Source organism: Corynebacterium sp. TAE3-ERU30 (assembly GCF_019209925.1).
In the GTDB taxonomy this organism is placed as follows: domain Bacteria; phylum Actinomycetota; class Actinomycetes; order Mycobacteriales; family Mycobacteriaceae; genus Corynebacterium; species Corynebacterium megadyptis.
In genome coordinates this window covers 198,883-220,901 of record NZ_JAHUTO010000002.1, presented here as the reverse complement: position 1 = coordinate 220,901, position 22,019 = coordinate 198,883, and the positions used below count along the sequence as shown (strand labels likewise).

Here is a 22,019-nt window from a genome sequence, read left to right as displayed (position 1 = left end):
GAGGTGACCGACGGAGATGATCAGCGACTACCGCAACGAAGCCGATAGCTTCGACTCAGTCGAGCACCTAGGACCCGAGGCCATTGCCGCCTACGTGGATAACGAGCTCAGCCCGATCGCCGCTGACCGCGCTCGGGTGCACTTGGTGCATTGCCCTTTGTGTCGCCATGAGGTTCATCGCCAGCGGCAGGCCGCCGAATCAGTGCGGCAAAGGGTCAATGATGGTCTGCGAGCACCGCGTTCGCTCATCGCCAAGCTCGCCCAGATTGAAATGTCCTGCCCAGAAGGCCCAGGCGCAGACGAGATAAGTCGCGGTAGTGCACCCAGCTTGATGGATCGCGTCGAGGTGTTCTACCGCGCTGTTCGTCACGTCCAGGGGCGCTAGAGCACCGCTGTTTTTCCCTGCGGGTGTGCCTGCTGCTCCTGGTGCATATCGCGCCGGCGTGGCGCGCTAGAATCTGAAACAAGTAGTGTCCTGCTATAGCGAGATGGTGCGAAGAAGAAAGAGGGACTGGTGTTTTCTAGCGTCGGCTGGAGCGAGATTTTCGTCGTCTGCGTCGTGGTGCTCATCGTCGTCGGCCCCGACCGGCTGCCTGGAGTCATCCAAGACGTCCGTGCCGCGTTCATCGCCGCCCGAGACGCCATTAACCGCACCAAACAGACTCTTAATGATGAGATTGGCCCCGAGTTCGAAGAGGTGGCCCGACCGGTACAAGAGCTGTCGAAATTCACCGCCATGGGCCCCAAAGCGGCCCTGACGAAGGCGCTCTTCGACGGCGATGGCTCCTATCTGGACTCCTTTGATCCGAAGAAGATCATGGCCAGCGACACTCAAGGCGAGGCCTATCGCGACCGTACGGCGGTGCCACCCGCCTCCGGCAGCACGGTGGTGCCGAATACCCGGGGCCAAGACGCCGATTCCTCCGCCCAGCCTCCGGCACAGCAGATGCCGCCCAGCGGGCCGCAGAACCGCAACTTCAGCTGGGATGACATCACCTAGGCCGCGCTGCTCCTGAAGACACACCACACCCCGCCTCGTGAGAGAAAAGATCCTCCACGAAGGCGGGGTGGTGTCTATGTGCGCCTGATCGACCTGCTAGCGCCGCGGGTTCACACCCAGCTGGACGCCGGTGAGCGAGCCCTCGCGGCGTACCAGCTGCTCGGCAATCGCGGTCACCGCCGCGCCGGAGGGGCTGCTGGGATCATGCACGGCGATCGGGATGCCTGTATCGCCCTGTTCCCGCAGCGCGGGGTCGAGCGGCACCGATCCCAATAGTGGCACCTGCGTGCCGAGTAGCTCGGTGAGGCGGGAGGCCACCGTGGCGCCGCCACCGGAGCCGAAAATATCCATCGTGCTGCCGTCGGGAAGCACCATAGCCCCCATGTTTTCAATAACCCCGCGCACCCGCTGCCGCGTCTGCTGAGCAATGGTGCCGGCGCGTTCCGCCACCTCGGCGGCGGCGGCTTGCGGGGTGGTGACGATCAACAACTCGGCCGTGGGGAGCAGCTGGGAAATCGAGATCGCCACATCGCCGGTGCCGGGCGGAAGATCCACCAGGAGGACGTCAATATCACCCCAGAACACATCGGTGAGGAATTGGGTGATCGCGCGGTGCAGCATCGGCCCGCGCCACACCACAGGGGCATTGCCCTCGGTGAAGTGGGCAATGGAGATGTGCTTAATGCCGTGCGCCTGGGGCGGCATGATCATATCTTCGACCATATTGGGCGCCTCGGTGCTGCCGAGCATGTGCGGGATGGAGTGGCCGTAGATGTCGGCGTCGAGAATGCCCACACTGAGCCCCCGCGCTGCGAGAGCGGCGGCGAGGTTCACCGTCATCGATGATTTACCCACGCCACCCTTGCCGGAGGCCACGGCGAATACGCGGGTGGTGGAGTCGGGCTGCGAGAAGGGGATGACCGGATCATCTTGGCTACCGCGCAGGCGCAGGCGCAGATTGCGGCGCTGCTCATCGCTCATCACATCCGTGCTGACCGAGACCTCGCCCACGCCGTCGAGCTCCTCGATAGCGGCGCGCACATTCTCGGTGATGGTGGATTTCATGGGGCAGCCGGCGATGGTCAAATAGATCACCACTGCCACGTCGTTGCCGGTGACCTCCACCGACTTCACCATGTCGAGCTCCGTAATGGGGCGACCAATCTCGGGGTCTTCGACACGAGAGAGGGCCTGGCGGACGAGGGATTCTTCAATATGAGACATCGGGGTGTGCGATTCTCCTGACTGTGGGCTTTAGCTGTGGGGGCGGCGGTTGGTGTCTACCACATCGCCTTGAGTGGGCTCATGGAACTCGGAGGACTGGTGGTCGCCGTGTTCGCGGGCGATGCGTGCCGCGGATTCATCGTCCAGCTTCGCCTCGATGCGCTCAAGCAAACTGGATAGATCTTCCATCTCGCGGCGCAGATAGTCACGAGTGACGCTATCACCCAGCGCGAGGCGTACCGACGCCAGCTCGCGGGCGAGGAACTCCGTATCGGCCTTGGTCTGGGCGGCGCGGCGGCGATCCTCGCTCAAGGAGACGCGGTCGCGGTCCTCCTGTCGGTTTTGGGCCAACAGAATCAGCGGCGCCGCATAGGCGGCCTGCGTGGAGAAGGCCAGGTTCAACAGGATGAAGGGGTAGGGGTCCCACTGCCACTTCCACGCGCCGAGGTTCAACGCGATCCACGTGATCACGAAGATGGTCTGCCAGAACAAGTACTCGCCAGTTCCGAAGAAACGGGCAACCCTTTCCGCCATGGCGCCAACAGCGTCCGCATTGATGCGGAGGCCGCGGCGCCGCGTGGCCATGGGCGTATCGAGGCTATTGCGGTAATCGCTCATCAGCTAGGCCTCCTGTAGGGGCGTGGTGGTCTCGGACTGGGCGGGCCGGATTCCGGTCTCGCGCCAATCCTCGGGCAGCATGTGGTCGAGCAAGTCATCGACGGCGACGGCACCGAGAAGGTGACCGTCATCGTCCAACACAGGGCCACACACCAAGTTATAGGTGGCGAAATACCGAGCCGCAGTTTCCTGCAGGTCATCGGCATACAGCGGCGGGAGATCGGGGTCGAGCAAGCCGCCGATGAGCTCGGAAGGAGGTTCGCGCAGCAGCTTTTGCAGGTGCAAACATCCCAGGTAGGTGCCGGTAGGGGTCGCTGTGGGAGGGCGCACCACAAACACCATAGAGGACAGCGAGGTCGGCAGATCGGGGTTGCGGGCCATCGCGAGTGCCTCGGCGACAGTGCGCTGCGGGGTCATCACCAACGGGTCCGAGGTCATGAGCGCACCGACGGTATCAGGCAGGAAGCTCATGAGGCGACGCACGGGCGCGGAGTCTTCGGGATCCATCAGTTCCAGCAGCACGTCGGCGGTGGCGTCGGGAAGCTCTTCCAACAGGTCGGCGGCGTCGTCCGGGTCCATCTCCTCGAGCACGTCCGCGGCGCGTTCGATAGCCAGCTCCTCGATCAGCTCGGCCTGGCGTTCCTCAGAAAGCTCCTGGAGAATATCGGCCAATTGCTCGTCGTTCAGGCCGCTGGTGACAGCACGACGCTGGGAGGCGCTGAGGTTGTAGAACAGCGGCGCCGCGTCGGCCGGGCGCATCTCCTCGAATTGGGAGCGCAGCTTCGCGGTTTCCTGCTCGTGGCTGGTCGCGGTTTCTCCCAGGCCATGCACATACTTCCACGGAGTGACATAGAGCGTGGGGCGCCGGCCGAAGGTGGATTTATTGGCGCTCACCGCGATCTTGGAGATCACCCAGTCGCGAGTGCGGGTGCGGGTCAGCTCCACATCGGCGACCTCCACGGCTTTGCCATGGAGATTCTCCAGCTCGGGATCATCCACGTGCACCTTGGCGCCGATGATGTCCTGGGAGATAGTCGTCTCGCCCTCGCGGGGCTGATAGGAGCGCATCGATACTTGCCCCGAGGCAAGAACGATCTCTTGGGGTTCGATGGTGGCTACGCGCAGCATCGGCAGGAAGATGCGGCGCTTGGAGGGAAGCGCCACGATCAGGCCGAGTACGCGAGAGTCACGTTCGAGCCCGTGCATCATCACGACAACGTCGCGGACACGACCAATGGGTTCGGCGTCGGGGCTACGCACCACCATTCCGGCCAGTCGGCCGGCATACACTCTCGTCACTGCATTCATAACTAGATATTGTAACGGTCAGCTGCACAGATCCTGCTACTGCTGCTGGGGCTCGCCCAAGCTGGGTGTTCACCTGCGGCAGGAGGGGAGGTGGCGCGAGGTGGGCGTCGATAAGCGTACTACGCATGGGAAACCCCATAAACGAGGTAGTGGAACGTATTGTTCGGGAACCTTCCGCAGGCTTCGGGCGTTAGGGCTAGTGAAGGCCCGATAACGAGCCAGCCCAGATGGCGCGGCTTAAGCGAGCTCTGAATGATGTCCCAGGCGGCGCTGTGCTGCCCGTAGATGCAAAGAAGTTGGTAGATACTGCTATGACATCCCCCGCGAACAACGTGAAGGCGATGGCGATGAAGAAGCGCCCGGAAGGGTGGCCGGTTGCAAGTTTCGAGAGCTATGAACAGGCCCAAGCCGCCGTAGATATGCTCTCTGATCAGGAGTTTCCGGTAAAGGACCTCACCATCGTGGGGGTTGATCTTATGGAAGTCGAGCGCGTTCAAGGTCGCTTGACCTGGGGCAAGGTGCTCTTAGGCGGCGCAGTATCCGGCGCGTGGGCGGGCCTGTTTTTCGGGCTGCTCTTCGGGCTGTTTTATGAAAACTGGCTGGTACCGCTTCTCACCGGTGCGATCCTCGGTGTGATTTTCGGGCTGGTGTCTGTGAGCGTGCCCTATGCCGCGTCGAAGGGGAAACGCGATTTCGCGTCGAGCACCCAGATTGTGGCCGGGCGCTATGACATTTTGTGCGAGCCGCACACTGCCCGCCAAGCCCGTGACTCGATTGCCCGCGGCCAGATCGTTCGGCCCCGCAACAACGACCGCGGCGCCTGGTCGCAGCAGCCTGTGCAGCAGGCGCCGCAGCAGCAGCCGCAGGGTGGCTGGCCCGCACCTCGTGAGGAACAGCAGCCGCAACAACCTGCGCAACAGGAGAAGCCGCAGCACCCACAGCAGCCTGCACCACAACAGCCGCAGCAGGATCAGGCGTGGGGAGAGCCCTCCGATAACTCGGAGTTTCCGCGACGCTAAAGCCGCGCATGAAACACGATGAGAGCCACTGGTTCTAGCCTGCGCCCCACGGCGCTGAGGTTAGAGCCAGTGGTTTTTCTTTAGCACCCACCACATGAGAACCACCGCGGCAATCATGACGCCGAGCACCACGTAGTAGCCGTACTCATAGTGCAGTTCCGGCATGTGATCGAAGTTCATGCCGTACACACCGGCGATCATGGTGGGCAGCGCGGCCATACCGACGAGCGCGGAAATCTTCCGCATATCCGAGTTTTGCTGCATGGTGACCTTAGCCACGGCAGCATCGATCAAGGCGGTGAGGCGCTCATCGAGGGATGCGATGGAGTCGGCCGCAATGAGCTGATTGTCCAGCACGTCACGGAAATAGGAGCGCAGCGGCTTGCTCAGCACATCTTTGTGGTTCTGAGTGAGGATACGCAGCGCGGTGCTGAGCGGATCCACCGAGTGCCTCATCTCCAGGATCTCTCGCTTGAGCATGTAGATCTGCGAAATATCGATGGGGGAGTTCGGGGTGAAGACTTCTTCCTCGATCTCGTCCACATCCGTGGTGAGCTCGCCGGCGATGCGCACGTACTCATTCACCACCAGGTCAGAGAGCTGCCACGCTAATGCCACAGGGCCTAGCTCGAGCTGCTCGGACCATTCGCTCAGCTCGCGGCGCCAACGCTTCAGCCCGGTAAGTACTCCGTGACGGATAGCGATGATGAAGTTGGGGCCGAGAATCATCTGGAGTTCACCGGTTTGGATGATCTCCTTCGCGTCACGGACGCGCTCATGCTCCTGATACACCACGGTGCGCAGCACAAAGAAGAGCTGATCATCGTAGCGCTCCACCTTGGGCCGCTGATGGGCGGTCACGGTGTCTTCCACGATCAGTTCATCCACCCCGTAGATCGCGGCGATGTGCTCCATCTGCTGCTCATCAGGCTCCGAGAGCTCCAAAAGCACGTAGCAGTCTTCGTGCTCAGTGGCGTAGTGCAGGGCACTCTCGTATGAGAACTCTTGGTTCAGCTCGCGTCCGTGGCACATCACGCGGCAGCGATCCACGGCCCGCTCCACGGGCACGCGCAGACGAGACCCCACAGGGTGCTCCTGAGCGTCAGTGTGCTTGCCACTCTTATGCGGCAAACGAAGTGGATCAACCATGCGAGAACCTCCTTGACGTACACGCCCAGCACTGTGGTGCGGACCGCAGGCAAGTGTACCGCCGCTTAGGGCGATATCAGCAATTCCGTGGCGCCATGGGCTATGGGGGCAGCTGCGCTAGAATCAGCGATGGTGTGGCCGCGCGTGTGCGCCGCATGCCTCGTGTTCCACGCCAGTCCCATTTGCCTAGCTAGATTGGCCTGCTTGCACCATGACCACGACGATGCCTCGGCAGCTCCACCCCAGCGCCCCTGCGACCGTGCGCACTGTATGCGCCCTCGGTGTGGTGGGCATGCTGAGCAGTGGATGCGTCGCCGAGCCCTACCGCGAGGTCAATGAGGTAGAAGTATCACCGGTGCAGGTGATGGTGGATTCCTCCGATCAAGAACAGGTGATCATGGGGGAGCTGTACTCGCGGGCGCTTGCCTCTCGTGGCCGCCAAACCTTCGTGGACTTTGAATATGACCTTGACACGGCCGCGCGGATTCAGGCCGTGGAAACCAACCATGCCGATGTCGTGGTGGTCTGCCTCGGCACGGCTCTCGAAGCACTCAATCCCGCCCGCGCCAAGGAACTATCGCAGGACTACACCGCGAAGATTGATGCCGGTGAGATCACACCGACCGATATTGATTTCTCTGAAACGGTGCTCGATAGCCTCTTGGGCTCACTGCCGCGCACCGTGCATAACTCGAACTTTTCGCCGACTCATGGCTGCGCAGAAAGCGAAGACCTGAAACTGCCGCAGAACTTTATCGTGCTCTATCAGCGGCCACTGCTCAACCGTAAGGAATGGGACAAGCTCAACGTGGTCAATGGCGCTATCTCCGAGGCCTCCTTGAAGGAGATCGCTGAGGAGCTCAATAGCGGCGAGGATCAAAATGAGGTCTACACCACCTTCTTGTCCTCCAACCGAGTGCTTTCCAACGGCGCGGACTAAACGCTACGCCGCAGCATCGACGACGCAGAGAACGCATCAGCCCCAGGACCGAGATCACTCGGTTCCTGGGGCTGATGCGTAGTAGCACTGTGCTGAGCCCGCTGGCTATGTGGGCTCAGCTTTCAGGCGTCTAGTCAACGAAGGCCTCGTCAATGAGCTGCTTCTGCTCGAACTGGTGCACCTTGGCCATACCGGTGGAGGTAGAAGCCTGGGCGCGGCGAGACACGCGGCGCAGCTTCGGCATATCCGGCAGCAGATCCGGCAGGTGCAGGGCCAGGAAGGGCCAGGGGCCCTGGTTGGCCGGCTCGTCCTGCACGAAGCGCACCTCTTCGGCGTTCGGGTAGCACTCGAAGGCATCGTTGAGGCGGTTGTGCGGGATCGGGTGCAGCATCTCCAGGCGGACGATAGCCACATCATCGCGGCCGTCGTCGGCGCGGCGCTTCTCCAAGTCGTAGTAGACCTTGCCGGAGCACAGCAGGATCGTCTTGACCTTCTCCGGATCGCCCAGCTGCTCGCCGTTGCGATCGAACTGGTTCGGGTCATTGATCACCGACTGGAACTTGCTCACCTCGGTGAAGTCCTCCACGGCAGACACGGCGGCCTTGTTGCGCAGCATGGACTTCGGGGTGAAGACCACGAGCGGGCGGTGCAGGTCGCTCAGGGCGTGGCGGCGGATGAGGTGGAAGTGGTTCGCCGGGGTGGTCGGCTGGGCCACGGTCATGGTTCCTTCGGCGCACAGCTGCAAGAAGCGCTCGATGCGGGCGGAGGAGTGGTCCGGGCCCTGGCCCTCGTAGCCGTGGGGCAGCAGCAGAATCAGCTTGGACAGCTGGCCCCACTTCGCCTCACCGGAGGAGAGGTACTGATCGATGATGGTCTGGGCGCCATTGGCGAAGTCACCGAACTGGGCTTCCCATGCCACCACAGCATCCAAGTTGCCCACGGAGTAGCCGTACTCGAAGCCCATGCCGGCGAACTCGGTCAGAGCCGAGTTGTACACCATGAACTTGCCTTCGCCGCCTTCGCGAGCGATGTGGTCGATCGGGTTGTACTCCATGGCGGTGTTCGGGTCGAACATCACGGCATGGCGCTGGGTGAAGGTACCGCGGCGGGAATCCTCGCCGGCGAGACGCACGGTGCGTTCCGCACCGATGGCCAAGGAACCGAAGGCGAGCAGCTCGCCCCAACCCCAGTCGATGCCGCCTTCCTTGACGGACTGGGCACGCTTCTTGGCCACCGGCTTGACGCGCTTGTGGATTTCGAAGCCCTCGGGGACGTTGACATAGGCCTGGCCCATCTCCACGAGTTCCTCGCGGGTGATGGAGGTGTCCAAACCATGCGGCAGCTCCTGGGAGGAGGTGATGCCCTCCTGGCCGGAGGCATCGCGCTTCTTGGCTTCCTTAACCTCGTTGAACACCGACTCCATCTGATCGTGGAAGTCGCGGGCGGCAGCCTCGGCGTCGTCCTTGTTCAGATCACCGCGGCCAATCAGGTCCTGGGTGTAGCGGGCGCGAACGGTCTCGCGGCCGTCAATCAGGTCGTACATCTTCGGCTGGGTCATCGAGGGATCATCGGCCTCGTTGTGACCGCGACGGCGGTAGCAGATGAGGTCGATGAAGACATCCTTGCCGTAGCGACGGCGGTACTCGGTAGCCAGCTGGCCGACCCAGTAAACCGCCTCCGGGTCGTCGCCATTGACGTGGAAGATCGGGCAGCCATAGGCCTTGGCTAGATCGGTGGCGTAGTGGCTGGAACGACCGGAATCCGGGGTGGTGGTGAAGCCGATCTGGTTATTCACCACGATGTGCACGGTGCCACCGACGGTGTAGCCGCGCAGCTGGGCCAGGTTCAGGGTCTCCTGCACCACGCCCAAGCCTGCGAAGGAGGCGTCGCCGTGCAGCAGCAGCGGCATGACGGAGAAGCCGGCCTCGCCCTTGTCCAGGATGTCCTGCTTGGCACGGGCGATGCCCTCCATGACCGGGTTGACGGCCTCGAGGTGCGAGGGGTTAGCGGTGAGCGTCACCTTGATCTCGCCATCGCCAAACATCTGGATGTGCTTGCCCTCGGCACCGAGGTGGTACTTCACGTCGCCGGAACCACCGGCAGCAGCCGGGTCAGCGTTGCCCTCGAACTCCTTGAAGAGCTGGCTCAGCGGCTTGCCCACGATATTGGCGAGCACATTCAAACGGCCGCGGTGAGGCATACCGATAACAACCTCGTCCAAGCCCTGGCCGGCGGCAGTATCGATGGCCGCATCCATCAGCGGGATGAGGGACTCGGCGCCCTCGAGGGAGAAGCGCTTTTGGCCCACGTACTTGGTTTGCAGGAAGTTCTCGAAAGCCTCGGCGGCGTTGAGCTTCTGCAGAATGTACTTTTGCTGGGCGACGGTGGGCTTGGGCATGCCCGCCTCGAGGCGATCCTGCAGCCAGGTGCGCTCGTCATTATCCAGAATGTGGTTGTACTCGGAGCCCACCTTCAGGGTGTAGGCGGCGCGCAGCTTGGTGACGACCTCGCGCAGGGTCATGGTTTCGCGCTGGTCGAAGCCACCCACGTGGAAGGTGCGGTCCAGATCCCACAGGGTCAATCCGTGGGTCTCCAGCTGCAGATCGGAGTGATCCGGAATCGGCATGCCGGGCTGATGCCAGTTGAGCGGATTCACATCGGCGATGAGGTGGCCGCGGGAGCGGTAGGCCTCGATCAGCTGCATCACGCGGGTGTTCTTGTCCATGCCGGTGTTGGGCTGATCCTGGCGCCAACGAATCGGTGCATAGGGCACGGACATGCAGGTGAAGATTTCATCCCAGAAGGTGTCATCCACCAGCAGCTGGGACATGGTGCGCAGGAACTCGCCGGACTCGGCGCCCTGGATCACGCGGTGATCGTAGGTGGAGGTAATGGTCACAAGCTTGCCGACGCCCAGCTCGGCGAGGCGATCCTCGGAGGCGCCAGCGAACTCGGCGGGGTAGTCCATGGAGCCCACGCCCACGATGAGGCCCTGGCCCTTGGTGAGGCGGGGCACAGAGTGGCGGGTACCGATACCACCCGGGTTGGTAAGCGAGCAGGTGATGCCTTGGAAGTCCGGCATCTTCAGCTTGCCGGTGCGGCCGCGCTCGACCACATCTTCGTAGGCCTCGACGAACTGCTTGAAGTCGAGGGTTTCACACTCGGCGATCTTGGCGACCACGAGGGAGCGCTCGCCGCCCTTGCCTTCCATATCGATGGCAAGACCGAGGTTAATGTGCTCCGGCACCACCAGGTTCGGCTTGCCGTCAATGACCTCGTAGGAGTTATTCATATCGGGGTGCGCCATGATTGCCTTCACCATGGCGTAGCCGATGATGTGGGTGAAGGAGATCTTGCCGCCCACAGTCCGCTTGAGGTGATTGTTAATGACCGAGCGGTTTTCGAACATCAACCGAGCCGGCATATCGCGCACCGAGGTGGCGGTGGGCAGCTCGAGAGAGATGTCCATGTTCTTTGCCACGGCCTTGGCGGCACCCTTCATGGGGAAATTGCCGGCCTCGGGGCTGTCCTGAATCTTAGTCAGAGGCGATTGGGCTGCCTTCCGCTTCTTCTCCTTATTGGCCTCGCGAGCCTGCGCAATCTTGGTATTGGGATCGGTGGCTGCTTTTCGGGCCTTCTCAGCGATGGGCTGTGGCTCGCTGTGTTGGGCCTTATTCTTCGGACCTGCGGTGTTCTTCGGCGCTGCAGGGGCCTTAGGGCCGGAGCCCTCGGTGTCCTTGGGGGCGGCCTTCTTGGAGCTCTTGAACGAGGATGCGGGGGTGTTCTCGGGGGTGGGCTCAGCGGGGCTGCCCTCCTTTTCGAACAGCTCGCGCCATTCCTTGTCTACGGAGGAGGGATCCTCCTTGAACTGCTGGAACATCTGGTCTACCAGCCACTGATTTTGGCCGAAAGTACTAGCGCTGCTCACGGCAGGTGCTCGCCTCATTTCCTTGGGTTATTGGGTGATTCATACACAGTTTAGTGGTATTGGACCAGACTAACGGTGGTCCACCCCTTTTGTCGCCTAAATCTGGGCAGAAATTACGCACCTCTCGTGCGAGATCTGACCACCACGGTGGCGGGTGTGAGCGGGTTAACCACTCCTGCCGCCGAGTACACCCTCCTAAGAGGAAGTCCACATGCGCCAATAGATTCCCTTTTGGTTGAGTAAGTTCTCGTGGGTGCCGTCCTCGATGATGCGGCCATGATCCATCACAATGATCCGATCCGCTCGCGCGGCGGTATTCAAGCGGTGGGCCACGACCACGCTGGTGCGGGCCTCCGTGACGCGGTCTGAGGCCTGCAGAATGGTGTTTTCCGTGGCGGGATCCACGGTGGCGGTGGCCTCGTCGAGAAGCAGCAGGGAAGGCTGGGTCAGCTCGGCGCGGGCGAGCGCAACGAGCTGACGTTGTCCCGAGGACAGGCCGCGGCCTTTTTCCCCGAGTTGGGCCCGGAATCCGCCGGGGATGCTGGCGATCGCGCTCAGCGCGCCGACGCGAGCGGCGGCGTCAGTGATCTCAGCGCGGGTGGCCTCGGGGCGGCCATAGGCGATGTTCTCGGCGATGGTGCCGCTAAAGAGGTGTGCTTCTTGTGGCACCATGCCGATCTGTCCCCGCCATGCGGCGAGCGGAAAGTCGCGGATGTCTATCCCGCGGGCGCGCACCGCGCCGGAGGCAGGATCGTAGAAGCGGGCAGCGAGTTTGATGATGGTGGACTTGCCCGCCCCAGTCTGGCCCACCACCGCCACCGTGCTTCCGGGGGAGAGTTCGAAGGATAGATGCTCGGTGACTGCAGGAGTATCCGGGCTATAGCTGAAGCTGACATCATCGAGGGCTAGGGCGCCGTTGGCAGCCCGGGCGGCGTCGTCCCGCGTGCCCGTGGACACCACGCTGGGCTGGGTGATGAGCAAATCGCGGATGCGGTTGAAGCCCACCGAGGCCTGTTGATAGCTGTCGAAGACTTGGGAGAGCTGCTGGATCGGGCCGAAGAGAGCGCTGAGATACATGACGAAGGCAACGAGCACGCCCGCAGAGATCTCCCCATCCAGCACCATCGTGGCGCCCCAACCCACCACGGCCGCTTGGGCGAGCTGCGAGATGGCATTAATGCCGGGGAAATAGAGGGAGACGGCAGTGTGTGAGGCGATGCGTAGCCGCTTATATTCCGCCGCTGCGGCCGTGAACTCTGCGAGGCTGCGATCCACGGCGCCGTGCATCTGGCTGGTGCGTAGTGCTCCCACTGATTCCTGGAACTCGGCGTTGACCGCCGAGACCTGTTCCCGGCTGCGGCGATAAAGCCGAGAGGAGATGCGGCGAAACACAACGGTGGCCACTGCGACGATCGGCAGTGCGCTAAAGGCCAGCAGCGAGAGCTGGACATTGGTGGCCAGAAGCATCCCAGAGATACCCACCAGGGTACTCAACGCCACCACGGTCTGTGCCAGCCCAGTTTGGAGAAAAGAGCTCAGCGCATCGATATCGGTGGTCATGCGGGTCATGATCTTTCCCGAGAGGGTGCGTTCGAAAAAGTCCATGGACAGCCGCAGGATGTGGCGGAAGGAACGCACACGCAACCCGTAGAGCAGACGCTCACCTGTGCGGGCGGTGATGATGGTTTGGGCCACCGCCGCCGCCCAGCTGAGCAGAATCATCGCCAGCCCGGCGAGCGCCATGAGCACCAGCATGCGCAGGTTATTCTCGCTTATGCCGCGGTCGATGGCATAGCGGATGAGGGTGGGCAGGGCGATATCGGCGAGCACGCCCATCACCAACAGCACAATGCTGGCTGCGATGAGACCGCGAACGGGACGAAATAGCCGCGTGAGGCTAAAGCCCTCCTCGGTATTCGACACAGCGAGATGAGGCTGCTCGGTGGCCTCGGGCAGTCGTGCGATATCGGCGGCGAGGCGATCATTCAGCGGCTGGGACATCAACGCGCCGCGCCCGCTGATCGCGGTGGCCTGAGACTTGGCAATCGTGCCGCGCTCGTGCGGCCGCCGCCCCACCGGCTCTGCAGGCCAGAGCTGCTCCTCGCTCGGCCGGAGCTCCGAGTCGAAGGGGACCGGCTCCTCCTCGCTGGGGCGCTGCTGGAAACTGAGATCCATCAGATGAGCGAAGTCCTGATTCGCCGAGATCTCCTCCAAGCTGCCGCAGGCGCTCACGCGGCCTTCATCCACCAGCGCCACCGTATCGGTGAGTTCCAGGGTGGAGGCCCGGTGGGCGATAGCGAGGATGGTCAGATCGGGGTAGTGGCGGCGAATGCCCTCGTAGATTGCTGCCTCCGTGATGGCATCGATCGCAGAGGTGGCGTCGTCAAGCACCACCACATCCGCGCCACGGGCGAGGGCCCGGGCGAGGGCGAGGCGCTGGCGCTGGCCGCCCGAGAGATCGAGGCCGCGCTCTCCTAAGACGGTGTCGAGGCCGTCGTCGAGCTCATCCACAAACTCGGCGGCGCAGGAGGCCTCGAGGGCGGTGCGGAGTGTCTCCTCCGAGATGTCTGCCCCGACAGTGATGTTGTTGCGGATGGAATCCGAGAACAAGAAGGGATCGTCGAAGACGATGGCCACCCGCTCACGCAGCTCGGCGCGGCGAATATCGCGCAGGTCATAACGGTGGGAGGTGGCGTCGATAAGCGCAATGCTGCCCTCGTCGGGATCGTAGAAACGGCCCACGAGCTGGGTGAGCATCGTTTTACCGGAGCCGGCAGGGCCCACCATGGCCATGCGGGTGCCAGGGGGAATGCGCAGCGACATGCCGTTGAGTACGGCGCGGCCATTCTCCGGCTGGCTGAAGTGCACATCGTGCACGTCGAGGCCGAGACGGCTGGCGGGCAGGGGCACAGGATCGGTGGAATCGGGCAGTGCGGGGCGCTGGTCGAGGACATCAAAAACGCGTTCCACCGAGGAAAAGCCCATGTAGATGCGCATGAGCATGCCGGAGGAGACGCGGGCGAGGCCGGTGAGGGAGACCAAGTAGGAGGAGAAGGTGACAAAGACGCCGAGGGTGATCGTGCCATTGAGCACTAAAAGACCGCCGAGGGCGACATTGGCCACGAGCGCGATTTGCGGGAGGCGTTCAATGAAGGGAATGCTGCGGGCGGCGAGACGGGCGACGCGCATACGCAGGGCGAAAAGCCGGCGGCTGGCAGCGGCGAGAGTCGTGCTTTCGCGATCTTCCTGGGTGAAGGCCTTGACCACGCGAATACCGCTGACGGTTTCCTCCACGTGGCTCGCTACCTCGGCGGCCTGTTGTTGCGCCGTCCACGTGGCGGCGTAGAGCGGGCGGCGCGACACAGCCGCGGCTACGACCACCACCGGCAGCGAGATCACCGCCACCAGCGCCAGCAGGGGAGAAAGCCAGAGCATGACTGCGAGCTCGGCAAGGATTTTGAGCAGCGAGCCGAGCGCCAAGGGGGTCATGGCCAGAATGCCTTGGATCTGGTTGAGATCCGAGATAGAGCGCGAGACCACCTCGCCGGTGCGGATGCGGTCATGGCCGGGGCCGTCGAGGCGGGACAGCGTGGAGAGAATGCGTATGCGCAGCAGATGCTGAACGGAGATGGATAACCTGCCCGCGGAGTAGCGGCGCCCCGCCTGGAAGACGAAACGTATCAGGGCGGCGAGGATGAGAGAGATCACCACGATCCGCAGCGCATCGGCGCTTCCCGACACACCGAAGGGGGCAAAGATTCCGGAGCGATGGACGAACTCGGTCCAGGAGGTGGCCTTGCGTGAGCCCGTGGCGATATCCACTGCGCTACCGGTCAGCAGGGGCACGCTGAGCTCGGCCACAACCTCGGCGAGGGTGCAGACGATGGCAAAGAGGCTGACCGACTTCAGCTCCCAGGCGGTGCTGAGCAGCCGCCGCAGGGCCGGAAAGCCGCGCTGGGACTTCGCGGCCGGACGCTGCGATGAGGAGGTGCGGGAGCTGCCGCGCTCGGTGATGCCTGCGCGCTCCGGCTCAGAGTGCGCGGACTGCGAAGCGGTCACGGTTCTGCTCCTCCTTAAAGCTCTGTGTGTCGATCTACTCTGTACCGCTCTTGGCAGCCGCGGCCTGTCGATGCAGGAAAAAAGCCCCGCCACCTGCGTCGACCGCATGAAGCGGTGGGCGACCACAGGTGGCGGGGCCGAGTGCTGCCCGCGGGCAGCGGTGCACCATTGGGTGCGTTTTAGCGCACGAGCTTAGGCCTCGCCGTCGGTGGCGTCCTTCTTCTTCGCTACGAAAGGAAGTTTACGCACTGCACCGGACACGCCTCCAGCAACCCCGTGGGCGGCATCAGCGACGCTGCTGCCGACGTTGCTGGCGGTGGAGCTGACAAACTCCCAGCTGCGGGCAGCCAGGCCCTCGTTCTGGTGGGCCTTGGTGACAGCCTCGGTGACTTCCTTGTCCATGGCGCTGACGTCCTCATCCTTGATCTCTTCGAGGGCAGGCAGCAGGGAGGGGAACTCCGCCGGTGCCGAGCCCAGGGAGTCATAGGTGTTGCCGATGAGCTTCTTGGCCAGCTTGCGGTTGGCTACGGTGCCGATCACAGCGCCAATACCCAGGGGCATCACCTTGCCGATCCAGGCGGCGCGCAGTCGCTTATTGGTCTGCTTCAACGCCTGCTTGAGTAGGCGGTTATTAATTTTGCTCATCGACGGCCCGGAGAAGCGAGAGAGGGTAGAGATCGTCGATGCGCCTCCCTCAACGCCAAGATCGCCCACGGCCGCATCGACGAGGGCGGTGCCGGAGGAACCCATGATCACCACGAGGATGAGTGCTTCGCGACGCTGGGGATCGGAGATATCCGCGCCGCGCAGATAGGCCGAGGCCATGGTGTAGAAGGCGGCGGCGTCGAGAAATACCAGCGACTCCGCGCCCACGGCGGCGGCGCCGGTGATAAAACCGATGCCCGGCACGGCAGCGGCCATGCCGGCGGAGGCCCCGGAGCCGGTGGCCAGATAGGTGATGTGCTGGTCCAGCATCTTCTGAATATCAGCTGGGCTGGCCTCTGGGTTGCGCTTGCGCAGCCAGTTCACGTAGCTGGTGATCGAAGACGACTGCATCTTCACCACATGGTTGAGGGCCTTAATCAGGATCTTGCCGGATGCTCCGGTGCGCTCGTGCAAGGTTTCGGGATCAGAACCCAATGCATCGGTGATGTCATACGTCGGTTCCTGTGAAGTGGATTGAGACATAATAAGTAGAGCTCCTTAGTAGAAATTCATAATGGGGAAAATAATCGGCGGTATGTGATTCTTTGAGTGCTAGGAATGCCCAGCCCCAGGCGGCCTCATTCTGGCGGAGGGCGCTGTGTATCAGGGCTGGTGGGCATTGTTGCCCAGTGTAGTGGTTGTACTGCACCGCCGGATATACACAACAGTAAACGACACCTGCCATAATTTATATTCCGCATGCGCCTGCCGGGCCCGCTGTGATTTCTTCTCCAGATGCGCCGGATGATGCGCCGCTACGCGCGGCGCGACCTGAAGAACTCTGCTGCGTAGTAGCCCACACCAACCACGCGGAACAACTACCGTGGAGGATATGGAAACGCTGGTCCGAACCACCGCTGGTTATGTCAAAGGAGTGGCGCGCTCCGGACTGCTGACGTGGCGAGGAGTGCCCTATGCGGGGCTTGTCGACGGCGAACGCCGCTGGCGCGTGCCCCATCCAGTCGAGCCGTGGTCCCGGGTGAAAGACTGCACCGAATATGGCGCCAAGGCATGGCAGCCGGCCAGTTTATGGGGAACCAAATTGGCGGGCGGGCCCGACTGTCTCAACCTCGATATTGTGCGCCCCGATACCGACGAGCAGCTGCCCGTGGTGGTGTATTTTCACGGCGGTTCCTACCTGGTGGGCTCCTCGCATGAAACCATGCTGCGCGGGCATAACTTTGTGCGCGCCCTGAATGTGGTCTATGTGTCTTTGAACTTCCGGCTGGGGGTATTCGGCTATCTCGACCTGTCGGAGATCAGTGGCCAATGCGTGCCCACCCCGGCGATGCACGATCAACTGGCGGCGTTGCGCTGGGTGAAAAAGAATATCGCTGCCTTCGGTGGCGATAGCAACAACATTGCCATCATGGGCGAATCCGCGGGCGCGGCGAGCGTGATTTCGCTGCTGGCCTCGCCGGCAGCGCGGGGGTTATTTCACAAGGCTATTGCCCAGTCCGCGCCGGCGGCCTCGTTTCACTCTCAGGAGCAGTCGCGGCGCTGGGCGCGGGCGCTGGTCGACAATCTTAAACTGCACGATCTCGCCGATATGTCCGTGCTCCGGGCGCTGCCACCCGCTGATCTGGTGCGCGCCGGCAGCCTATCCCAATTGCGTTTGCGGGACATGCTCAATCTCAACTCGCCCTATGGCCCAGTGGTGGACGGCCATGTGCTGCCGCAGCACCCGCTGGATGCCTTCGCGCAGGGGCGCCAGGCGCCGGTGCCGCTTTTGATCGGTACGAATAATGACGAAGCCTCGATGGCCAAGGCCCTCTATGTTCGCGAGTCCGCGCGCTCGCGTTCGGCGCATCGCATGCTCACCGCCTTCGATACCGAACGTGCCCATGAGGTGCTGCGCGAGTACTCGGCCGCGTTTAGTCGCGAGGATTTTGCGGACCTGCTCACCGATGCCGTGTTTTGGGTGCCCTCGGTGCGGCTCGCCGAGGCCCATGCGCGCATCGCCGATACCTGGATGTATCGATTCGACTTCGCCCCCGCTGTGTTGCGCCGCCTCGGCATTGGTGCGATGCATTCGCTCGAGCTCACCGCCGTCTTCGGCGATATGGAGGCCTCGCGAGTCTCTGGTCTCAATAGGCTCGGAGGCGCCGCCGAGTTCGCGGCGCTCACCACCGAGCTGCAGGCCTATTGGGGCAACTTCATTCATCACTCCCAGGTCGGTTCGGGGTGGCCGCGCTATCGCGCCGCAGTGGCGGATCGCATGCCGCGTAGGGCCACCAAAGTCTTCGATAGCGCATCGACGGTGGTGTATGATCCGCGCTCACAGCGTCGCCAAGCGTGGGATAATTATGATTTGCGGCAGTGGGGCAATGATGAGCCCGATTTCACCAGCCCCACTCGGGTGGCAAAGACGCTCGCGCTACTCGAGTCGATTCTGCCCCGCACTGCCCACCGCTCGGCGTCTCAGGAGGGATGAAAAAGATGAGTTTTAGTCCGGCATCGCACTGGTCGCTGCTGATCCACGAGCATCCCCGCTTCAGCCAAGCGCTGTCGCCATTAAATGAGGACTCGGAGCAGCTACTCTCCACGCAGCTTATCGACGCCGCCCTCCTCGACCGCCTGCGCGCGGCCATCGCCGCCACCCATGAGCTTTTCCCCATGGACGAGGACAAACACTGTGCACAGCTGTGGTTTCATAGTTTTGTCACCACCCTCGTTGAGCCGACAATGATGCTGGCCCTCGATCACGATCTCGTGGCGATCTGCGATGCGGAGCATCCCGCCACCATGTTTGTGCACACACCCACCGGCCATGGTGCGGGTTTTTGGTATGGCTATCACCCGAACCATGTGCTCGAACCCTCCGCGGATAGCTATCGGCAGCTCGGGGCGGGATGGGCGGAGCTTCTCGAGCCGATTGTGTGCGGTCTCGCGGAGATCACTGATGTCTCTGTGGCCGCGTTATGGGCGGTGGTCAGCGATGCGGTATCCATGGCGGCAGCCACGGCGGGCAATGAGGCTTTTGCTCCCTATGAGGGCATCGCCGCCTGTCTGGCGGTGCTCGAGGGGATGCGCGTAGAGCTGCAGGATCGTGCCCGCGTGGTGGAGCCGCGCTTCTTTGATTATGTCGATGGGGAGTTTCGTCCCAGCGATCTGCAGATGGCACTAGGCGAGGATGAGCCCGATGATGATGTGGTGCTGAGCACTAAAAGGCTGACGTGCTGCATGATTTTTCACTCTCCCGGCTGCGGCGTGTGCGTGTCCTGTCCGAAACAAAAACCCGATATCAAGCGCGAACGCATGGCACAGCAATGTGCGGCGCTGGCGAGCTTCTAAGAAGCATCTCGCGTGGCGTCCCGATGTCCATCAATCACCCTGCGGCGATTCTGCGGCGGGGCAACTAGGCTGTAGAGCGGCAGCCCCGCCGCTTGTGGCGGGGTGTCACGTAACCATCTATGTGGAAGGAAAGCCTGCCTCCATGAGTTTCTTAGAGGATATTGCAGCGGCACTAGACGATGCGGGCATCGAGTCGCGTGCGCACGACTGCACTCTCTTTGTACCGATCACCTCCGAGGTGGAGATCCACTTTGTGGACATCGACCCTGACTTTCCTGCCGCCAATGTCTACATTGCTGCCGCCGATGTGGATGAGGAAGATGAGGATTTCGAGGCCGTCTTGGTGGCGGTGGTGTTCTCGGTAGAGGATGCTGTTGCGACCGTGAGCGAGCACATCGCCACCGACCAGGTAGTCACCATCCTGCGGGATGTGCTCAGCGGCACCGATGATCGCATTGCGGATCTGGACTTCTTCCAAGACGAAGAGGACGCTCATACCGTGCGCGCTGAGGTGGCAGCCAACTCCGAGATCGTGCTCCGCGTGGACCTCGAGGAGGGCGTGCCCACGGCGACCGTGGAGTTCATCGCCCTGGGAGACGATGATGAGGCATGGGATAACGAGATCCTCAGCCTCGGCTCCTTCACCGACTATGACCGTCTTTTCGATGTCATTAGCCTCGCCGCGGATCAAGCCGAAGACTGGGAGGATCAGCTGGCGCCCATCGACGAGGACGATCACGATGCCGCCCAGCGGCGCGCCGCACTCGGCGGACTCTATGACACCGAGGACGAAGAGTATTTCGACCTCGACGAGGACGACAGCTAGGCAGTCATACCCGCGCCACCGCCGTGCGCTTTAAGCGGCGGTGGTGTGTTGTACAAAAAACGACACCGGTGAGGGCAGCGGTGCATAGGTGCTGTCGACCACCCAGCAGTAGGTGGGGGCGGTGGGTGTGAGGATCTCGTGCACCATAAACGACGCCTCCTCGGGAATGAAAGAGCGCATCCACGCCTCGCTGACGCTGGCAGGAACGCTATCGCCGCGTGGATTAGTAAAGCGCGCGATCACGGCATATGCCGGAGTGGGGGAGTGCGGCCCCTGGGCCAGCGCTGCCGCCATGGCTGGGTTCGCCCGATAGCGGGTGATATTCAGCTTCAACTCGGGAACACCGGCGATGTCCACCGCGGGAAGAGTGAGCGTCGGTGGCCGCCACGTGCTGGGGGTACGCGCTAAAGAGCGGGGATGGTGAATCGTCGATGCCACCCGCTCCACGATGTCGGGGTGGTCCCGCCTGATGAGGGCCAGCGCCGTGGCCGTGGATACTGGCCGCTGCCCAGTCCGGCTGGAGCTGCTATAACGCTGTGCGGGATTAAAGAAATGGGGCTTAGTGTTGCTGTTAATGTTTCGCATGGCCCGCAGTCTAAACAGCGGCTGAGACACTCCCACACCAAAAGCGAACACATGTTCGAAAGGGTGGGGTATCGAAGGAGGAATGAGGCGCGTGATGCGTCGACTAGCACATACGCAGGACAAGGAGAAGCGTCCTGTCCCGCCGCTGCCCAAGGAAATCTGGGCGCTTGTTGCGGCGGCGTTTATTATTGCCGTCGGTTTTGGCATCGTGGCGCCGATCATCCCGCAATTCGCCCGCAGCTTTGATGTCTCCCTCGCTGCGGCGAGTGCCGTCGTCTCTGTGTTTGCGGGTTCGCGGCTTCTCTTCGCCCCAGTGTCCGGGCGGGCAATTGATCGCCTGGGCTCCCGCAAGGTCTATCTCACCGGTTTGATCACCGTGGCGATCACCACGGGGCTCGTTGGCGCGGTGAGTGACTATTGGCAGATCGTGGTGCTGCGCGGTATCGGCGGTATTGGCTCGACCATGTTCACGGTCTCGGCCATGGGGTTGATCGTGCGCATGGCGCCACCCGAGGTGCGCGGCAAGGCCTCTTCTATCTATGCCACCGGTTTTCTTGTGGGCAATATCGTGGGTCCCGTGGTGGGCGCCGCCTTGTCCTTTATGGGCATGCGCGCCCCATTTTTCATCTATGGCGCCACCGTGCTGCTGGCCGCCGCAGTGGTGTATGTGATGCTCTCCGCCGAGGCAATAGGCTCCTATGAGAACACGAACACCTTAGCCCCGATGACCTTTTCCGAGGCCTGGCGGGATTCCGCCTATCGGGCAGCGCTGGTCTCCGCCTTCGCCAATGGCTGGTCTAACTTCGGCGTGCGCGTGGCCATCATTCCTCTTTTTTCCGCCGCGATGTTCCACCAAGCTGGTGCCGTTGCCGGTATCGCACTCGCCTTTTTCGCCGGCGGCAATGCGCTTGCCCTGCAATTTTCTGGGCGATTGTCCGATCAATGGGGGCGCAAGCCACTAGTGATTACAGGATTGGTGATTAATGCGGTGTTTACGGCCAGCATTGGTCTCACCCAAGAGCCGATCACGCTGCTGACCGTCTCCGTTTTCGCCGGCTTCGGGGCGGGCTGTCTCAACCCCGCGCAGCAGGCGGCGCTGGCCGATGTGGTGGGGCGGGAGCGTTCCGGTGGTCGTGTTCTCGCCAATTTCCAAATGGCCCAAGATTTCGGGACGATCACCGGCCCGATTGTGGTGGGTGCTCTGGCGGGCTGGGTCGGCTATGGCTGGGCCTTCGCCTCCTGCGGACTGATTGGATTCACTGCCGCAGTGGTGTGGTTGGGAGCGCGTGAGTCCCTAGAATCCCGTGATGACGGCGCTGCTGAAAGCCCTTGTCGGAAGGGATAAGCCCGAGACAATTGGCTAT

General features: G+C 62.5%; 15 protein-coding genes and 1 pseudogene. 8 read left to right on the top strand and 8 right to left on the bottom strand.

The genetic code is table 11. The features are described from left to right. Positions 1-16: 16 nt before the first annotated feature. Together KR227_RS03965 and tatB are read left to right on the top strand one after the other, a co-directional pair. A complete protein-coding gene (locus KR227_RS03965) occupies positions 17-385 on the top strand; it encodes an anti-sigma factor (protein ID WP_218363832.1) in 369 nt (122 codons plus the stop codon). Positions 386-514: 129 nt separating this feature from the next. Then, complete coding sequence (gene tatB / locus KR227_RS03960; protein WP_218363830.1) at positions 515-1,000, top strand: Sec-independent protein translocase protein TatB; 486 nt, start codon at positions 515-517, stop codon at positions 998-1,000. 96 nt (positions 1,001-1,096) lie between these two features. Here the strand turns inward: tatB and KR227_RS03955 are convergent, their stop codons facing one another. The 3 genes from KR227_RS03955 to KR227_RS03945 are packed head-to-tail and all read right to left on the bottom strand — an operon-like array spanning position 1,097 to position 4,150. Further along, on the bottom strand, positions 1,097-2,224 hold the full coding sequence (locus KR227_RS03955) for an Mrp/NBP35 family ATP-binding protein (RefSeq protein ID WP_218363828.1): 1,128 nt from the start codon (positions 2,222-2,224) through the stop codon (positions 1,097-1,099). A gap of 30 nt (positions 2,225-2,254) precedes the next feature. Continuing rightward, positions 2,255-2,842: a DUF1003 domain-containing protein gene (locus KR227_RS03950; protein ID WP_218363826.1), complete on the bottom strand. Its 588-nt coding sequence runs from the start codon at positions 2,840-2,842 to the stop codon at positions 2,255-2,257. A 3-nt stretch (positions 2,843-2,845) separates the two neighbouring features. After that, positions 2,846-4,150: a magnesium transporter MgtE N-terminal domain-containing protein gene (locus tag KR227_RS03945; protein WP_218363824.1), complete on the bottom strand. Its 1,305-nt coding sequence runs from the start codon at positions 4,148-4,150 to the stop codon at positions 2,846-2,848. A gap of 311 nt (positions 4,151-4,461) precedes the next feature. Here KR227_RS03945 and KR227_RS03940 point away from each other — a divergent pair. Beyond that, a pseudogene (locus KR227_RS03940) lies at positions 4,462-4,929 on the top strand (general stress protein); the annotation flags it as partial. Positions 4,930-5,229: 300 nt separating this feature from the next. Here KR227_RS03940 and KR227_RS03935 read toward each other — a convergent pair. Continuing rightward, positions 5,230-6,318, bottom strand: a complete 1,089-nt coding sequence (locus tag KR227_RS03935) for a magnesium and cobalt transport protein CorA (protein WP_218363823.1) — start codon at positions 6,316-6,318, stop codon at positions 5,230-5,232. A gap of 211 nt (positions 6,319-6,529) precedes the next feature. Between KR227_RS03935 and KR227_RS03930 the strand changes: the two genes are divergently transcribed. Then, positions 6,530-7,258 carry a hypothetical protein gene (locus tag KR227_RS03930; protein WP_218363822.1) on the top strand — a complete coding sequence of 243 codons (729 nt, stop codon included), beginning with the start codon at positions 6,530-6,532 and terminating at the stop codon, positions 7,256-7,258. A gap of 130 nt (positions 7,259-7,388) precedes the next feature. Here the strand turns inward: KR227_RS03930 and KR227_RS03925 are convergent, their stop codons facing one another. The 3 genes from KR227_RS03925 to KR227_RS03915 all read right to left on the bottom strand — a co-directional run bounded on the left by KR227_RS03925 (position 7,389) and on the right by KR227_RS03915 (position 16,433). After that, positions 7,389-11,186, bottom strand: a complete 3,798-nt coding sequence (locus KR227_RS03925) for a multifunctional oxoglutarate decarboxylase/oxoglutarate dehydrogenase thiamine pyrophosphate-binding subunit/dihydrolipoyllysine-residue succinyltransferase subunit (RefSeq protein ID WP_218363821.1) — start codon at positions 11,184-11,186, stop codon at positions 7,389-7,391. Between the two features lie 195 nt (positions 11,187-11,381). Beyond that, positions 11,382-15,245 carry an ABC transporter ATP-binding protein gene (locus KR227_RS03920; RefSeq protein ID WP_370625153.1) on the bottom strand — a complete coding sequence of 1,288 codons (3,864 nt, stop codon included), beginning with the start codon at positions 15,243-15,245 and terminating at the stop codon, positions 11,382-11,384. A 192-nt stretch (positions 15,246-15,437) separates the two neighbouring features. Next, entirely contained in the window at positions 15,438-16,433 is a 996-nt protein-coding gene (locus KR227_RS03915) for a hypothetical protein (RefSeq protein ID WP_218363820.1), read from the bottom strand. A 349-nt stretch (positions 16,434-16,782) separates the two neighbouring features. On the opposite strand from KR227_RS03915, the gene KR227_RS03910 reads away from it, so the two are divergent. The 3 genes from KR227_RS03910 (at position 16,783) to KR227_RS03900 (ending at position 20,070) form a co-directional block, all read left to right on the top strand. Further along, positions 16,783-18,384, top strand: coding sequence for a carboxylesterase/lipase family protein (locus KR227_RS03910; RefSeq protein WP_218363819.1), 1,602 nt, complete (start codon positions 16,783-16,785; stop codon positions 18,382-18,384). Positions 18,385-18,389: 5 nt separating this feature from the next. After that, positions 18,390-19,244 carry a (2Fe-2S)-binding protein gene (locus tag KR227_RS03905; protein WP_218363818.1) on the top strand — a complete coding sequence of 285 codons (855 nt, stop codon included), beginning with the start codon at positions 18,390-18,392 and terminating at the stop codon, positions 19,242-19,244. Between the two features lie 142 nt (positions 19,245-19,386). Beyond that, positions 19,387-20,070: a hypothetical protein gene (locus KR227_RS03900; protein ID WP_218363815.1), complete on the top strand. Its 684-nt coding sequence runs from the start codon at positions 19,387-19,389 to the stop codon at positions 20,068-20,070. A gap of 30 nt (positions 20,071-20,100) precedes the next feature. On the opposite strand, the gene KR227_RS03895 is transcribed toward KR227_RS03900, so the two are convergent. Then, a complete protein-coding gene (locus KR227_RS03895; RefSeq protein WP_218363813.1) occupies positions 20,101-20,655 on the bottom strand; it encodes a hypothetical protein in 555 nt (184 codons plus the stop codon). Between the two features lie 94 nt (positions 20,656-20,749). On the opposite strand from KR227_RS03895, the gene KR227_RS03890 reads away from it, so the two are divergent. Next, positions 20,750-22,000 (top strand): MFS transporter, encoded by a 1,251-nt coding sequence (locus KR227_RS03890; protein ID WP_255549092.1) that lies wholly within the window; start codon positions 20,750-20,752, stop codon positions 21,998-22,000. The last annotated feature ends 19 nt before the right edge of the window (positions 22,001-22,019 follow it).

Coding starts and splice junctions, on each gene's coding strand:
- KR227_RS03965 (WP_218363832.1), top strand. CDS start 17: ATGATCAGCGACTACCGCAACGAAGCCGATAGCTTCGACTCAGTCGAG.
- KR227_RS03955 (WP_218363828.1), bottom strand. CDS start 2,224: ATGTCTCATATTGAAGAATCCCTCGTCCGCCAGGCCCTCTCTCGTGTC.
- KR227_RS03950 (WP_218363826.1), bottom strand. CDS start 2,842: ATGAGCGATTACCGCAATAGCCTCGATACGCCCATGGCCACGCGGCGC.
- KR227_RS03945 (WP_218363824.1), bottom strand. CDS start 4,150: ATGAATGCAGTGACGAGAGTGTATGCCGGCCGACTGGCCGGAATGGTG.
- KR227_RS03935 (WP_218363823.1), bottom strand. CDS start 6,318: ATGGTTGATCCACTTCGTTTGCCGCATAAGAGTGGCAAGCACACTGAC.
- KR227_RS03930 (WP_218363822.1), top strand. CDS start 6,530: ATGACCACGACGATGCCTCGGCAGCTCCACCCCAGCGCCCCTGCGACC.
- KR227_RS03915 (WP_218363820.1), bottom strand. CDS start 16,433: ATGTCTCAATCCACTTCACAGGAACCGACGTATGACATCACCGATGCA.
- KR227_RS03910 (WP_218363819.1), top strand. CDS start 16,783: ATGGAAACGCTGGTCCGAACCACCGCTGGTTATGTCAAAGGAGTGGCG.
- KR227_RS03905 (WP_218363818.1), top strand. CDS start 18,390: ATGAGTTTTAGTCCGGCATCGCACTGGTCGCTGCTGATCCACGAGCAT.
- KR227_RS03900 (WP_218363815.1), top strand. CDS start 19,387: ATGAGTTTCTTAGAGGATATTGCAGCGGCACTAGACGATGCGGGCATC.
- KR227_RS03895 (WP_218363813.1), bottom strand. CDS start 20,655: ATGCGAAACATTAACAGCAACACTAAGCCCCATTTCTTTAATCCCGCA.
- KR227_RS03890 (WP_255549092.1), top strand. CDS start 20,750: ATGCGTCGACTAGCACATACGCAGGACAAGGAGAAGCGTCCTGTCCCG.